Annotated in this window: 14 protein-coding genes; 6 read left to right on the top strand and 8 right to left on the bottom strand. The window is 65.4% G+C overall.

The annotated features are described in order from the left end of the window. Positions 1 to 170: 170 nt before the first annotated feature. Positions 171 to 1,361, bottom strand: a complete 1,191-nt coding sequence (locus tag AO684_RS06800; protein WP_054301992.1) for an acetyl-CoA C-acyltransferase — start codon at positions 1,359 to 1,361, stop codon at positions 171 to 173. Between the two features lie 21 nt (positions 1,362 to 1,382). Continuing rightward, positions 1,383 to 2,150, bottom strand: coding sequence for an SDR family NAD(P)-dependent oxidoreductase (locus AO684_RS06805; RefSeq protein WP_054302025.1), 768 nt, complete (start codon positions 2,148 to 2,150; stop codon positions 1,383 to 1,385). A gap of 102 nt (positions 2,151 to 2,252) precedes the next feature. On the opposite strand from AO684_RS06805, the gene AO684_RS06810 reads away from it, so the two are divergent. Continuing rightward, positions 2,253 to 3,227, top strand: a complete 975-nt coding sequence (locus tag AO684_RS06810) for an AraC family transcriptional regulator (RefSeq protein ID WP_054301993.1) — start codon at positions 2,253 to 2,255, stop codon at positions 3,225 to 3,227. Here AO684_RS06810 and AO684_RS06815 read toward each other — a convergent pair. Genes AO684_RS06815 through AO684_RS06825 form a run of 3 tightly spaced genes read right to left on the bottom strand, consistent with a single transcriptional unit; the run spans position 3,224 to position 6,634 of the window. Continuing rightward, on the bottom strand, positions 3,224 to 4,744 hold the full coding sequence (locus AO684_RS06815) for a heme biosynthesis protein HemY (RefSeq protein ID WP_054301994.1): 1,521 nt from the start codon (positions 4,742 to 4,744) through the stop codon (positions 3,224 to 3,226). The genes AO684_RS06810 and AO684_RS06815 overlap by 4 nt on opposite strands. Positions 4,745 to 4,756: 12 nt before the next feature. Further along, entirely contained in the window at positions 4,757 to 5,827 is a 1,071-nt protein-coding gene (locus AO684_RS06820; protein ID WP_054301995.1) for a COG4223 family protein, read from the bottom strand. Positions 5,828 to 5,860: 33 nt separating this feature from the next. Then, the gene (locus AO684_RS06825; protein WP_054301996.1) at positions 5,861 to 6,634 is read right to left on the bottom strand and encodes a uroporphyrinogen-III synthase; all 774 of its coding nucleotides are present in this window, start codon (positions 6,632 to 6,634) and stop codon (positions 5,861 to 5,863) included. A 46-nt stretch (positions 6,635 to 6,680) separates the two neighbouring features. On the opposite strand from AO684_RS06825, the gene tsaD reads away from it, so the two are divergent. From tsaD to AO684_RS06845, 4 genes are read left to right on the top strand one after another with little or no spacing between them, the layout of a single operon-like run. Then, positions 6,681 to 7,763, top strand: coding sequence for a tRNA (adenosine(37)-N6)-threonylcarbamoyltransferase complex transferase subunit TsaD (tsaD, locus tag AO684_RS06830; RefSeq protein WP_054301997.1), 1,083 nt, complete (start codon positions 6,681 to 6,683; stop codon positions 7,761 to 7,763). Continuing rightward, positions 7,760 to 8,695 carry an NAD(P)H-dependent glycerol-3-phosphate dehydrogenase gene (locus AO684_RS06835; protein WP_054301998.1) on the top strand — a complete coding sequence of 312 codons (936 nt, stop codon included), beginning with the start codon at positions 7,760 to 7,762 and terminating at the stop codon, positions 8,693 to 8,695. The genes tsaD and AO684_RS06835 overlap by 4 nt, the downstream gene beginning before the upstream one ends. Positions 8,696 to 8,698: 3 nt before the next feature. Beyond that, positions 8,699 to 8,971, top strand: a complete 273-nt coding sequence (locus AO684_RS06840; RefSeq protein WP_054301999.1) for a YciI family protein — start codon at positions 8,699 to 8,701, stop codon at positions 8,969 to 8,971. Next, positions 8,968 to 9,387, top strand: a complete 420-nt coding sequence (locus AO684_RS06845; RefSeq protein ID WP_054302000.1) for an EVE domain-containing protein — start codon at positions 8,968 to 8,970, stop codon at positions 9,385 to 9,387. The genes AO684_RS06840 and AO684_RS06845 overlap by 4 nt, the downstream gene beginning before the upstream one ends. Positions 9,388 to 9,588: 201 nt before the next feature. Here AO684_RS06845 and AO684_RS06850 read toward each other — a convergent pair whose 3' ends face one another. The 3 genes from AO684_RS06850 to ahcY form a co-directional block, all read right to left on the bottom strand. Then, entirely contained in the window at positions 9,589 to 9,930 is a 342-nt protein-coding gene (locus AO684_RS06850) for a DUF2853 family protein (RefSeq protein WP_054302001.1), read from the bottom strand. A 104-nt stretch (positions 9,931 to 10,034) separates the two neighbouring features. Continuing rightward, positions 10,035 to 10,604 carry a class I SAM-dependent methyltransferase gene (locus AO684_RS06855; protein ID WP_054302002.1) on the bottom strand — a complete coding sequence of 190 codons (570 nt, stop codon included), beginning with the start codon at positions 10,602 to 10,604 and terminating at the stop codon, positions 10,035 to 10,037. Between the two features lie 172 nt (positions 10,605 to 10,776). Next, a complete protein-coding gene (gene ahcY / locus AO684_RS06860) occupies positions 10,777 to 12,171 on the bottom strand; it encodes an adenosylhomocysteinase (RefSeq protein ID WP_054302003.1) in 1,395 nt (464 codons plus the stop codon). A gap of 137 nt (positions 12,172 to 12,308) precedes the next feature. Here ahcY and AO684_RS06865 point away from each other — a divergent pair, with 137 nt between their 5' ends. Beyond that, a complete protein-coding gene (locus AO684_RS06865) occupies positions 12,309 to 12,878 on the top strand; it encodes an HD domain-containing protein (RefSeq protein WP_235451230.1) in 570 nt (189 codons plus the stop codon). The last annotated feature ends 12 nt before the right edge of the window (positions 12,879 to 12,890 follow it).

Below are 12,890 nucleotides of genomic sequence, written 5' to 3' on the forward strand. Positions count from 1 at the left end.
CTTCTCTGCTGCGGCCTACAACGGGCGGGCCGCGCGCACAAGTCTTTCCTGCTGTCGCGGTCAGTCACCTGACCCAAGCATCGCGGCTTCGTTTAAACGAGCGCAGGAAGACGTGCAACAGCTATTCCTTTGCCATGGGGTTGGCGATGAAAGGCTGTTGCACCCGATCCTTACAGCAGCTCCAGCGCCACGGCAGTTGCCTCGCCACCGCCGATGCAGATGGAGGCAACGCCGCGTTTCAGGCCATATTTCTGCAAGGCAGACAGCAGCGTGACCATGATCCGCGCGCCCGAAGCGCCGATCGGATGGCCAAGCGCACAGGCACCACCATGCACGTTCACCTTGTCGTGCGGCAGGTCCAGCTCGCGCATGGAGGCCATGGCCACCACCGCGAAAGCCTCGTTCACCTCGAACAGGTCCACATCGGCTAGCGACCATCCCGCGCGATCCATCAGCCGCCGCGTGGCGCCGATGGGGGCGGTCGGAAACAGGCCCGGCTTGTCGGCATGGGTGGCATGGCCGCGAATCGCGGCAAGTGGGGTCAGGCCGCGCTTTTCCGCCTCGGACCGGCGCATCAGCACCAGTGCCGCCGCCCCGTCCGAGATCGACGAGGAATTGGCCGCCGTCACCGTGCCGCCCTCGCGGAAGGCCGGGCGCAGGGTCGGGATACGGTCAGGCCGCGCCTTGCCGGGCTGTTCGTCCGTGTCGATGACGGTTTCGCCGCCACGGCCCTTCAGGACCACGGGCGCGATCTCGGCCGCGAAACTGCCATCGGCAATCGCAGCACGCGCCCGCGACAACGAGGTGAGCGCATAGCCATCCTGTTCCTCGCGGGTAAAGCCCATGGTCTGCGCGCAATCCTCGGCAAAGGTGCCCATCAGGCGACCCTTGTCATAGGCATCTTCCAGCCCGTCGAGGAACATGTGGTCCATCACCTGACCATGGCCCATACGGTAACCTGCACGGGCCTTGGGCAGCAGGTAGGGCGCATTTGACATGCTTTCCATCCCGCCCGCCACGATGACTTCAGCGCTGCCCGCCAGCAACGCGTCATGTGCCAGCATCGCGGCCATCATGCCAGAGCCGCACATCTTGTTCAGCGTCACCGCCCCGGTAGAGAGCGGCAGCCCGGCACCCAGCGCGACCTGCCGCGCGGGCGCCTGCCCCTGACCGGCGGGCAGAACGCAGCCGAAGTAAAGCTGCTCCACCGACTGCGGGTCGAGTCCGCTGCGGGCCAGCGCGCCTTTCGTAGCCACCAGCCCCAGTTCGCTGGCGGAAAGCCCGGCGAAATCGCCCATGAAGCCGCCCATCGGCGTGCGGGCATAGCCGGTGATGACAACGGGATCGTCAGTTCGTGCCATGATTTCCTCCTGTTCCCGGCTTCAGCGCGGCGCCATGCGCAGCGCACCGTCCAGCCGGATGACCTCGCCGTTCAGCATGCGGTTCTCAAAGATATGACGCACCAGCGCGGCGTATTCCGCCGCCTGCCCCAGACGCGAGGGGAAGGGCACCGCCGCGCCAAGGCTGTCCTGCACATCCTGCGGCAGGCCCGCCATCATCGGCGTGGCAAAGATGCCCGGCGCGATGGTCAACACGCGGATACCGCTGCGCGCAAGCTCCCGCGCGGCGGGCAACGTCAGGGCAATCACCCCGCCTTTCGAGGCGGCATAGGCAGCCTGGCCGATCTGCCCCTCGATCCCCGCGATGGAGGCCGTATTGACGATCACCCCGCGTTCGCCATCCGGGCCGGGATCGTTGCCGACCATGGCGGCGGCGGCGAGGCGCAGCATGTTGAAGGTGCCGATCAGGTTGATCGAGATGGTACGGGCGAAGCTGTCCAGTGCATGCGGCCCGTCGCGACCGACAATGCGCTCACCCGGCGCGATACCTGCGCAGTTCACCAGCGCATCCACCCGGCCAAAGTTGCCCAGCGCGGCGGCGATCGCCGCCTGCCCCTCGGCGTCGCTGGTCACGTCAGTACGGCGGAACAGCGCGGCCGTGCCAAGCTCGGCCGCGAGCGCGGCGCCCGCTTCGGCATTCACATCCAGCAGAACGACCTTGCCGCCGCCCTCCACCACCATGCGCGCCACGGCACCCCCAAGGCCCGATCCGGCGCCGGTCACCAGAACGACCCGATCCCTGATTTCCATGCCTTCGCCTCCCTTCATCCTCCGCGCGCAAGGGTAGGCCCTTCCGCCTTGCATTCAATGACATTCATTGCCTAATTCAATGATCGTTTTTACTATATCCCAATGGAAGACCGCCCCATCACCCCCGGCTTCGTGGCCGATGCCCTGTCCTGCCTGCCGCTTGCCGGAATTGCGCCCGCCCCTTTGCTGGCCCGCCTCGGCCTGCCGGAAGATGGGGCCAGCCCCCTCAGCACAACGGAATATGGTCGCCTGTGGACCGAGATTGCGCGGGTGACGGGGGATGAATTTTTCGGCCTTGCCGCCCGCCCGATGCGGCCCGGCAGTTTTGCCCTGCTGTGCCACGCCAGCCTTGGCAGCGAGACACTGGCCCCCGCGCTGCGCCGGGCCATCGCCTTTCTGGCCGTGGTACTGGATGACCCGCGCGGGGAACTGACGATCCGCGATGGCCTTGCTGTGATCGAACTGACCACCGCCGAACCGCGCAGCGCCTTCGCCTATCGCACCTACTGGTTGATCCTGATGGGCGTGGCCTGCTGGCTGATCGGGCGGCGCATCCCCTTGCGTCAGGTCAGCTTCGCCTGCCCGGCCCCGCCGCAGCGCGAGGATTATCAAAGCTTCTTCGGCGCCCCGGTGCTGTTCGGCCAGCCGGTCACAAGCCTCAGCTTCGAGGCCACCTGGCTGCGCCTGCCAGTGAACCGGGACGAGGCCGCACTGCAACGGTTTCTGCGCGGGGCGCCGGGCAATATCCTTGTGCGCTATCGTGAGGATGGTGGCATGGCGGCGCGGGTGCGGCACCTGCTGGCCAGCCAGGCACCCGCGGACTGGCCCGATTTTCCAGAACTGGCGCGCAGCTTCGGGATGTCCACCGCCACCCTGCGCCGACGCCTGCATGCCGAAGGCCAAAGCTTTGCCGCGCTCAAGGACGCGCGCCGCGCCACACTGGCGCGGCAGTTTCTGCAAGAGGCACGCCTGTCGGTTGCCGATATCGCGAGCGAACTGGGCTACAGCGAGCCCAGCGCCTTCTACCGCGCCTTCCGCAAATGGACGGGCGGCAGCCCGGCGGCCTCGCGCCCCTAGCTTGCGCTGCGGACAATCGCCGCGAGGTCGATCGGCTCGTCTTCCTTTGCCTGTTTCGGCGCAGGTTGCGGCGGGTCGATCACCTCCGGCTCGATCACCTCGGCAACTTCGGGTTCCGGTTCCGGGGCAGCAGCCGGCGCGGGCGGGTTGACCAGCAGCGGCAGCATTTCCGTCCCGGTGGGCGAAGGTGTCGCGGTCTGCGGCGGTTCGCGCCAGCTCAGCGTGTCGAACCCGCCGCAATTGTCGCAGATCGGCCCCCATGCGGCATGGATCGCCTGACATTTGTCGCAGCACCATTGCGGCCCGCGTGGCGCGGTCAGTGCCTTGGCCAACCAGCCGCGCACAGCAGCCTCATCCGCACCTTCGCCACGTTCGATGGCCGCCATCAGCGCCACCGCCCGCCCGGTGGGTTTGGTCTCGACCAGATCGCCCAGCGCACGGCGGGCCGCCGGGAAATCCTCGACCGCGATGTTCAGCTCGGCCAGCAGCATCCGGGTTTCCGGGTGATCGGGATGCACCGCTGTCAAAGCGCGGAAGCGTTTCAGCCTGGCATCGGCGCTTTCCTCCGGTTCGATCTCAGCGAAAGCCGCCGCCAGATCGGGATGCGGCTGCGCCTCCCACGCCTTTTTCAGGATGCGGGTCGCGCCCCTGGCATTCCCGGCCAGCGCCAGACTGCGGGCCGCCATAGCGGCCGCGGGAATCAGATCAGGGGATTGCTTGTTGGCGGCAATCGCCGCCTCGCGCGCCTCGATCGAGGCGCTTTCATCCATGATCCCCTGCGCCTCTTGCAGCGCGAGCACCGCATCGCGGCGGCGGAACACATCCTTCGTCAGCCCACCACCACGCATCTTGGCCTGAAGCGTCTGCCGCGCGCCCTTCCAGTCCTGCGCATCGGCCTGAAGCTTCAGCAGAATATCCTGCGTTTCGGCATGACGAGGCTTCAGCGCAAACGCCTTTTCAGCCAGCTTCAGCGCGGTCTCGCGGTCTCCTTCTGCCACCTTCTGCGACAGAAGGCCCCGGATGGCGACAAACCGGGTCCGGTCATGTTCCAGCAGCCGCTTGTAGGCCTCGGTCGCCTTGGCATTGTCGCCCGCCGCCTCAGCGGCCTGTGCGACCAGAAGGTCGGTCAGTTCCGGCTCGCCCAGCAGCTTTTCGGCCTTGTAAGCCCGCGACAGCGCCACGCGATTCTCGCCCGCCGCCAGCGCGACCATGCCATCGGCCAGCGCGCGATAGCCCTTTCGCTCGCGGTTGCGGTCGAAATAACGGCTGAGCGCTGTTTCATCGCCATTGATGAAGCGCAGCACCGCAAACAGCAGGCTGACCACCTTCAACAGCAGCCACAGCCCGAACAGCAGGACAAACAGCCCGACGACAACCTGAAGCGGCCCAAGCGTAAACTCTTGCCCTGCCGCCACGATGCGCACAGGCTCGCCGTTTTCCAGCAGCATCACGCCGCCCCAGGTCAACCCGGCGACAATCGCAAAGAACAGAAGAACTTTCACAAGCGTCCAAAGCATCGGGTTCTCCTGTCAACCGGCCGAAAGAAGATCGGCAATTGCCATTTGTGCGGCAAGCCAGCGATCCGCCTCGGCCGACCAGCCTGCCATCGCGGTCTGGGCCGCCTCGGGTAATTGCCCGACCAATCCGCGCGCAGCCGCCACATCGCCCTGCCGCAGCGCCGCTTCAGCCCGTGACAGCACGGCATCAGTATCGTCACCCTCCCGCGGTTCAAGCGATCGGGCGCCGGTCTGGCTGACCAGAAAGCTCGCCATCCGCTCGCCCAGACCCGCCTCCGCCGTGGTGCCTGCATCCGCCGAAATCGCCGCTCGCGCGGCATCGGCAAAGGTGTCCTGCAAGCTGGTCAGCGTCACCGGGGAGGCCGCAAATTCCTTCAGCGCGGCAGGGGGAGTCACACCAGCCGCTTCGGCCCGGCTGACGGCCGCAGAAAGGCCGCTACCGCTTTTCAGCGCGGTTTCCACCTCAAGCAGCGCCGCGCGACGTTCGGCAGCGGCGCGCAATTGCACGGTTTCCGCCTCGGCCGCATCCAGCCGCTCCTGCACCTGGCTCTGGATCTCCTCGGCGATCCGCCCCGCATCCCCGGCCTGCGCCGCCACTTTCGCAGCCAGATCGGCCACCTGCGCCTGAAGCGCCGCCAGTGCGGCCCCACCATCGCCCTGCGATTCAAGTTTCGTCAAGCGATTCTCCAGCGGTGCCAGATCTGCCACGGGGGCAGGACGCTGTTCCAGCACCTCAATACGTCCCGCCAGCGCGGTCGCGGTCTCAAGCTGCGCGCGCAGGCTCGTGATCTCTTGCTGCATGGCCTCGACGCCAGCCTGCGGCGGCGTGACCAGCGGCCAGCCCTCACGCGCGCCGAAGGTCGCAAGCCCAAAGCCAAGCCCTGCTGCCACGACACCCCCGAAGGTCAACCCAACGAAACGGCCAAATCCGCCGCCTTTGGCGGGGGGTGACTCGGCTGCGACGGGCGCGGGTTCTGACACGGGCTTTATATCCGGCTCTGCAACCGGCATTTCCTGTTCCGGCTCCGTCAGGGTGACGGGCTCCGCCTTCTGATCCGCTGCGCGGTCCCCGGTCTCGGCCATTCCATCCCCCTTTTTCTGCGCTTCCACCCGAAGTTAGTCTTTCGATCCCGGTGCCTCAAGGCACGGATTGTCCCATGGCGGCGGATCGAGCAGATCCAGCATCGCCCCGGCATCCGGCTGCGCCGCAACAGACACAGGCCCAAGACAGAAACGCAGAAGCGGTTCGGCGGTTGCACGGGAAATTGCCGTGAACTGCATCATGGCGGCCGGACGCGGCAAGACGCGCAGCGCTTCGGCGAGGCTTTGGGCCGATTGTGGAGAAAAGACCGGGAACAGGACATACCCCGGCTGTTCCAGCCGGGCGATCACCGCAGCGGCCAGCGACCTTGGTCTCTGGCGATAGACACACAGCCCCTCGGCGCGCAGCCCGGCAGCGCGCAGCCGCGCAACCAGATCGCCACGCGGCTCTTCCCCGTGCAGGTGCAGAAGGCCACCCTGCGGGCGTTGATCCAGCAACAGGGCCAGCAGAGCCTCGGCATCCCCATCGGCGGAAACGGCATCGAACCCGTGCGCCCGTGCCGCATCAGCCGTGCGGCGCCCGACGCAAAAGGCACGGGGGGGTAAGGAGCCGGTCAGATGCGGCAAGGCCTCCAGCGCGGTGCCCGAGGTCAGGATCAGCGCCTCAAACGGGCCATCGGGCAGGCGGGTTGCGGGAAACTCCGGCTCCATCAGCGGCGAGCACAGGATATCGAATCCCTCGCCCAGCCGCGCATGAAGCTGCGCGGCGAAACGGGCGGATTGCGCAGCGGGCCGGGTCAGGATGACCGCAGGCCGCACCGCAGCGGGGGCGCGGGATTGCCTGAGCATGACTGCGGTGTTACCCCGGTCGCATCTGCGTTTCAACGGAAAGCCCATGACCGAAAGCCTGACCCTGCTGGGCATCGAAAGCAGTTGCGACGATACTGCCGCCGCCGTGGTGCGCCGCCGCGCGGGCGCCGCGCCGGAAATCCTGTCCTCAGTTGTCGAGGGGCAGGTGGCGCTGCATGCCGATTTCGGCGGCGTGGTGCCGGAAATCGCCGCCCGCGCCCATGCAGAGCGCATCGACCTTTGCGTCGAACGTGCGCTGGCTGCGGCGGGGTTGGGTCTGGCCGATCTGGACGGCATCGCCGTGACAGCGGGACCGGGGCTGATCGGTGGCGTCCTGTCCGGCGTCATGTGCGCCAAGGGACTTGCGGCTGCGACCGGGCTGCCACTGATCGGGGTCAATCATCTGGCGGGCCATGCGCTGACGCCCCGGCTGACCGACGAAATCGCCTATCCCTATCTCATGCTGCTAGTTTCGGGCGGCCATTGCCAGTTCCTGCGCGTGGACGGGCCGGATGATTTCACCCGTCTGGGCGGCTCGATCGACGACGCGCCGGGCGAGGCCTTCGACAAGGTCGCCAAGGTGCTGGGTCTGCCGCAACCCGGCGGCCCCGCCGTTCAGGCCGAGGCGGCAACGGGCGACGCGAAGCGTTTTGCCCTGCCGCGCCCGTTGCTGGACCGGCCGGGCTGCGACATGTCCTTCTCGGGCCTGAAAACTGCGGTGTTGCGGCAGCGCGATGCGCTGATTGCCGAACACGGCGGGCTGCGGCGGCAGGATCGTGCGGACCTTTGCGCAGGCTTTCAGCAGGCCGTGGTGGATGTGCTGTTCGAGAAATCGCGCCGCGCACTGGCTGCGCATCCGGTCCAGACCTTCGCCGTGGCAGGCGGGGTGGCGGCCAATACCGAAATCCGCGCGCGCCTTCAGGCCCTGTGCAGCGGATCAGAGACGGTTTTCCTAGCCCCGCCCCTTGCGCTTTGCACCGACAATGCCGCCATGATTGCCTGGGCAGGGATCGAGCAACTGGCAACGCGTGGCCCTGACGGGCTGGATTTGTCTGCCCGTCCGCGCTGGCCGCTGGACCGCACCAGCCCGGCCCTTCTGGGATCGGGCAAGAAGGGGGCGAAGGCATGAAGATTGCCATTCTCGGCTCTGGCGCATTCGGCGCGGCGCTGGCCGCCGCGCTTGGCCGCGAAGGCCCCGTGGTGCTGTGGGGGCGTGGTCAGGCGGGGCGTGAGATCCGCCGGCTTCCGGGGCTGGTGTTGCCCGGCAGCGTGACCGTGACCGCCGATCTTGCCGAGACCGATGACGCCGATCTGCTGCTGCTGTCGGTGCCGATGCAGGCCCTTGGCCGCTTCGTGGCGGATCATGGCGCGCGGCTTGCCAGCCGTCCGCTGGTCGCCTGCTGCAAAGGGGTCGATCTGACCACCGGACTGGGCCCTGTCGAAATCCTCGGCACGCTCGGTGGTCCCGCCCCCGCCGTGCTGACCGGCCCAAGCTTCGCCGCAGACATTGCCATCGGCCTGCCCACCGCACTGACCCTCGCCTGCCGGGACGATGCGCTTGGTGCGCATCTGCAAGCACGGCTTTCGACCCCGGTGCTGCGGCTTTATCGCACCCCGGATGTCATCGGAGCCGAACTGGGCGGCGCCCTGAAGAACGTCATGGCCATTGCGGCGGGCGTGGTGATCGGCGCGGGCCTTGGCGATTCCGCCCGCGCCGCCCTGATGACGCGCGGCTATGCCGAAATGCTGCGTTTTGCGCTGGCACGCGGTGCGCGGGCCGAAACGCTGGCCGGTCTGTCGGGCTTCGGCGACCTTGTTCTTACCTGCACATCCGCGCAATCGCGCAATTTCAGCTTTGGCCTGTCGCTGGGCCGGGGCGAAAGTTTCGACCCCGCAACCACGGTAGAGGGCGCCGCGACCGCCCGCGCTGTCGCTGAAATCGGCCGCACGCAGGCGCTGGATCTGCCGGTTTCGACCGCCGTTGCCGCGCTGGTCGATGGCCGCATCACCGTCACCGAGGCCATACAGAGCCTTCTTTCCCGCCCGCTGAAACAGGAGTAACCCATGCGCGTCGCCCTCGTCTGCAAGGACAAACCGCAATCCCTGCATATCCGGCAGGAAAACCGCCCCGCCCATCTGGAACACATCCGGTCGACCGGCGTGGTCGAGATGGCCGGACCATTCCTGAACGAGGCGGGCGAGATGTGCGGCTCGCTGGTGATCCTTGAGGTCGAGACGCTGGATCAGGCGCGCGACTGGGCCGCTGCCGATCCCTATGCCAGGGCCGGGCTGTTCGAAAGCGTGCAGATCACCGAATGGAAGAAGGTGATCGGATGAACTACTGGCTGTTCAAATCCGAACCTGACACCTGGAGCTGGGACCAGCAGGTCGCCAAAGGGAACGCGGGCGAGGAATGGGGCGGCGTGCGCAACTATCAGGCCCGCAACAACATGCGCGCCATGAAGATCGGTGACCGGGGGTTCTTCTACCACTCCAATCAGGGGAAAGAGATCGTCGGCATCGTCGAGGTCAGCGCCGAAAGCGCGCCGGACAGCACCAGCGATGATCCCCGCTGGGATTGCGTACATATCCGCGCCATTCGCCCGCTTGCACGGCCTGTAACGCTGGAGGCCTGCAAGACCGAACCGGGGCTGGAGGAAATGGCGCTGGTCAAGACGTCGCGCCTGTCAGTGCAGCCGGTGACGGAAGCCGAATGGAAGATCGTCTGCCGGATGGGGGGCGTCGAGCCGTAAAAAAATGGAGGGCCCCAACCCCAAAGGGGCCCTCCATCCACCCCACGCGCTCCCTTAGCACCACGCGTGTTCTGAAAAAGGCCCCGGACATCCTGTCCATGGATTGACCATAGCGCGACTCGGTCAGGCCTTGCAAAGACCAAGTCCTTAAAATGCGAAACGCCCGCAGGATCTGCGGGCGCTGTGCATCTGCCGGGCGGATCAGCCGTAAACGGCTTCTTTACCGAAATGCTTGGTCAGCATGTAGTAGACGACCGCGCGATACTTGTTGCGCTCGGACCGGCCATAAATCTCCACGACCGCATGTATCGCTTCCATCAGCGCCGGGCTATCGGCCAGACCCAGCTTCTTCATCAGGAAGTTCTTCTTCACGGTTTCAAGCTCGTCCGGCTGCGAGGCGGCAACGGTTTCACTGTCCGCGTTGTAGATCGCCGGTCCGCAACCGATGGTCACCTTGCGCAGCAGATCCATATCCGGGTCCATCTTGCACTTGTTGCGCAGGTCATCGGCATATTTGGCGATCAGTTCGTCTCTTTTGCTCATCCCATGCTCCTTTTTCGCCCCTCGCGGGCCACGACGGCAGCCTAGGCCATCGCCGGGCCACGACAAAGGGAATTATCGCCGCGGGTTCCCCGCTGGCGAAAGGGTCAGGCTGCCGGGCGGTTGAGCTTCACGATCCACTGGTTCGCCATAAGCTTCAGTTCGGCCTGATCGCCAAGCTCTTCCACCATGGCCTCCACGGCGCGTTTCACCGGGGCGCCCTGTGCATCGGACATCCAGTTGAAATCGTCACCCGCAATGATGCCGTCGTGCTTCACCTTCTTCAGGCACAGCGCGATATCCCGGCCGATGAAGGGCTCGTTATGGTTGCCATCGATATAGACCCAGTCCAGCGAGGCATCGGGCAGCGAGGCCAGCGCCGCATCCGACATGTCGCGATGGATCTTCACCCGCGCGTCATCCTTGAACATGTCGCAAACGTCCTGATACTTCTGCTCCATCAGGTTTTCGTTCTTCTTGCGGCCAAAGCCGGTATTGCCGAATTCGGGCTGATACAGCCACGGGTCGATCAGATGCAGCTCCGCCGGATCGCAGATTTCCATGATACGCTTGCTGAAAGCGCCTTCCCAGACGCCGATCTCTGCCACCCGCGCCCCTTTGGGCATGCTTTCCAGCATGCGACCGCGCAGTTTTTCACGTTTGGTTTCTTCTGCCATATCCCGCCTCACTCATTGATCTGATTTTGCCTTGGAAGACCGCGATCCCGCCGGTTTTTTCCAACAAAAGCTGTAATTATCGCGCGGCAAAGCCTTGTCTGATGAAATCCGGCCCGACCTGCACGCCGATGAAGCGGGCGCGGGACAAATGCCCCGCGCCCGTTCAGATGATTCAGTAACGATAGTGATCCGACTTGAACGGCCCTTCGACCTTCACGCCGATGTAATCGGCCTGATCGGCGCGCAGTTCGGTCAGTTTCACGCCGATCTTCTTCAGATGCAGGCGCGCAACCTTTTCATCCAGCGCCTTGGGCAGGATGTAGACGTCCGGCGCATATTCGGCACCCTTGGTCCACAGCTCGATCTGCGCCAGGACCTGATTGGTGAACGAGGCCGACATCACGAAAGACGGATGGCCGGTGGCATTGCCAAGGTTCAGCAGACGACCTTCGGACAGAAGGATGATCTTGTTGCCCGAGGGCATCTCGATCATGTCCACCTGGTCCTTGATGTTGGTCCATTTGTGGTTCTTCAGCGCGGCAACCTGGATTTCATTGTCGAAATGGCCGATGTTGCCGACGATGGCCATGTTCTTCATCTCGCGCATATGCTCGATGCGGATCACGTCCTTGTTGCCGGTGGTAGTAATGAAGATGTCAGCATCCTGAACCACATCCTCCAGCACGACGACCTCATAGCCGTCCATCGCCGCTTGCAGCGCGCAGATCGGGTCCACCTCGGTCACCTTGACGCGGGCGCCTGCGCCCCGCAGCGAGGCAGCCGAACCCTTGCCCACATCGCCATAACCGCAGACCACGGCGACCTTGCCGGCCATCATCGTGTCGGTGGCGCGGCGGATACCGTCGACCAGCGATTCCTTGCAGCCGTATTTGTTGTCGAATTTGGACTTGGTGACCGAGTCGTTGACGTTGATCGCCGGGAAGGGCAGCAGGCCCTTCTTGTGCAGATCATACAGGCGATGCACGCCGGTGGTGGTTTCTTCCGAAACGCCCTTGATCGCGTCGCGCTGTTTGGTGAACCAGCCGGGGCTTGCAGCCAGACGCTTCCGGATCTGGTTGAACAGGCAGACTTCCTCGTCCGAGGTCGGCACATCGATCAGGCCGGTCTCGCCCGCCTCGACCCGCGCGCCCAGCAGGATGTAAAGCGTCGCATCCCCGCCGTCATCGAGGATCATGTTGCAGGTGCCTTCCGGGAACTGGAAGATGCGGTCGGTATATTCCCAATATTCCTCAAGGGTTTCACCCTTGATCGCGAAGACCGGCGTGCCCGAGGCCGCGATGGCCGCCGCCGCGTGATCCTGCGTCGAGAAGATGTTGCACGAAGCCCAGCGCACATCGGCGCCCAGTGCCTTCAGCGTTTCGATCAGAACGGCGGTCTGGATCGTCATGTGCAGCGAGCCGGCGATGCGCGCACCCTTCAGCGGCTGCGATGCGCCGAACTCCTCGCGGCAGGCCATCAGACCGGGCATTTCGGTTTCCGCAATATCCAGTTCCTTGCGGCCGAAATCCGCGAGAGCGATGTCCTTGACGATGTAATCCTGCGGCATGCGCCGGTCTCCTTGCATTTCCGTTTGACGCTGAGATAGCACTCTGTAACTCGTGCGGCAATTGTCACGGGTCCAGTGGTAAATCTATGACGAGATCAGGAAACAATCGGGGCAAACCGGCGCGGGCCTGGCAAAGGATGCTGTCCGGTCGGCGGCTGGACCTGCTGGACCCGACCCCCATGGATATCGAGATCGCCGATATCGCGCATGGCCTGGCCTTCGTCGCGCGCTGGAACGGGCAGACCTCGGGCGACTGGCCCTATTCGGTGGCGGAACATTCGCTGCTGGTGGAACAGATCTTCGCCCGGCAAAACCCCGGCATCGCGGCGCGCTGGCGGCTGGCGGCCCTGCTGCATGACGCCCCGGAATATGTGATCGGCGACATGATCAGCCCGGTGAAAGCCGCCATCGGCCCGGACTATGCCGAGCTTGACCAGCGCCTGACCGCCGCCATCCATCTGCGCTTTGGCCTGCCCGCCGCGCTGCCCGTTGCCATCAAGAAGGCGATCAAGGCCGCCGATACGGTTTCCGCCTGGGCCGAGGCGGTGCAGATCGCGGGATTCACGCGGGACGAGGCCGACCGCCTGTTCGGACGCCCGCCGCATGGGCTGGTCCCCGATCTGTCGATCCGGCTGCGCCCGCCGGTGCAGGTGCGCGCCGATTACACCGCCCGCTACCAGCAGCTTCTGGCCGAGATCGATGCCTGACGCGCCCCGCGC

The organism is Gemmobacter sp. LW-1 (genome assembly GCF_001303875.1).
GTDB classification, from domain to species: Bacteria; Pseudomonadota; Alphaproteobacteria; order Rhodobacterales; family Rhodobacteraceae; genus Gemmobacter; species Gemmobacter caeni.

What these genes read in the sequence shown, in the direction of transcription:
- AO684_RS06855 (WP_054302002.1), bottom strand. Translation starts at nt 10,604, where the DNA reads ATGGCAGAAGAAACCAAACGTGAAAAACTGCGCGGTCGCATGCTGGAA.
- AO684_RS06800 (WP_054301992.1), bottom strand. Translation starts at nt 1,361, where the DNA reads ATGGCACGAACTGACGATCCCGTTGTCATCACCGGCTATGCCCGCACG.
- AO684_RS06810 (WP_054301993.1), top strand. Translation starts at nt 2,253, where the DNA reads ATGGAAGACCGCCCCATCACCCCCGGCTTCGTGGCCGATGCCCTGTCC.
- AO684_RS06850 (WP_054302001.1), bottom strand. Translation starts at nt 9,930, where the DNA reads ATGAGCAAAAGAGACGAACTGATCGCCAAATATGCCGATGACCTGCGC.
- tsaD (WP_054301997.1), top strand. Translation starts at nt 6,681, where the DNA reads ATGACCGAAAGCCTGACCCTGCTGGGCATCGAAAGCAGTTGCGACGAT.
- AO684_RS06865 (WP_235451230.1), top strand. Translation starts at nt 12,309, where the DNA reads ATGCTGTCCGGTCGGCGGCTGGACCTGCTGGACCCGACCCCCATGGAT.
- AO684_RS06835 (WP_054301998.1), top strand. Translation starts at nt 7,760, where the DNA reads ATGAAGATTGCCATTCTCGGCTCTGGCGCATTCGGCGCGGCGCTGGCC.
- AO684_RS06820 (WP_054301995.1), bottom strand. Translation starts at nt 5,827, where the DNA reads ATGGCCGAGACCGGGGACCGCGCAGCGGATCAGAAGGCGGAGCCCGTC.
- AO684_RS06845 (WP_054302000.1), top strand. Translation starts at nt 8,968, where the DNA reads ATGAACTACTGGCTGTTCAAATCCGAACCTGACACCTGGAGCTGGGAC.
- ahcY (WP_054302003.1), bottom strand. Translation starts at nt 12,171, where the DNA reads ATGCCGCAGGATTACATCGTCAAGGACATCGCTCTCGCGGATTTCGGC.
- AO684_RS06840 (WP_054301999.1), top strand. Translation starts at nt 8,699, where the DNA reads ATGCGCGTCGCCCTCGTCTGCAAGGACAAACCGCAATCCCTGCATATC.
- AO684_RS06805 (WP_054302025.1), bottom strand. Translation starts at nt 2,150, where the DNA reads ATGGAAATCAGGGATCGGGTCGTTCTGGTGACCGGCGCCGGATCGGGC.
- AO684_RS06825 (WP_054301996.1), bottom strand. Translation starts at nt 6,634, where the DNA reads ATGCTCAGGCAATCCCGCGCCCCCGCTGCGGTGCGGCCTGCGGTCATC.
- AO684_RS06815 (WP_054301994.1), bottom strand. Translation starts at nt 4,744, where the DNA reads ATGCTTTGGACGCTTGTGAAAGTTCTTCTGTTCTTTGCGATTGTCGCC.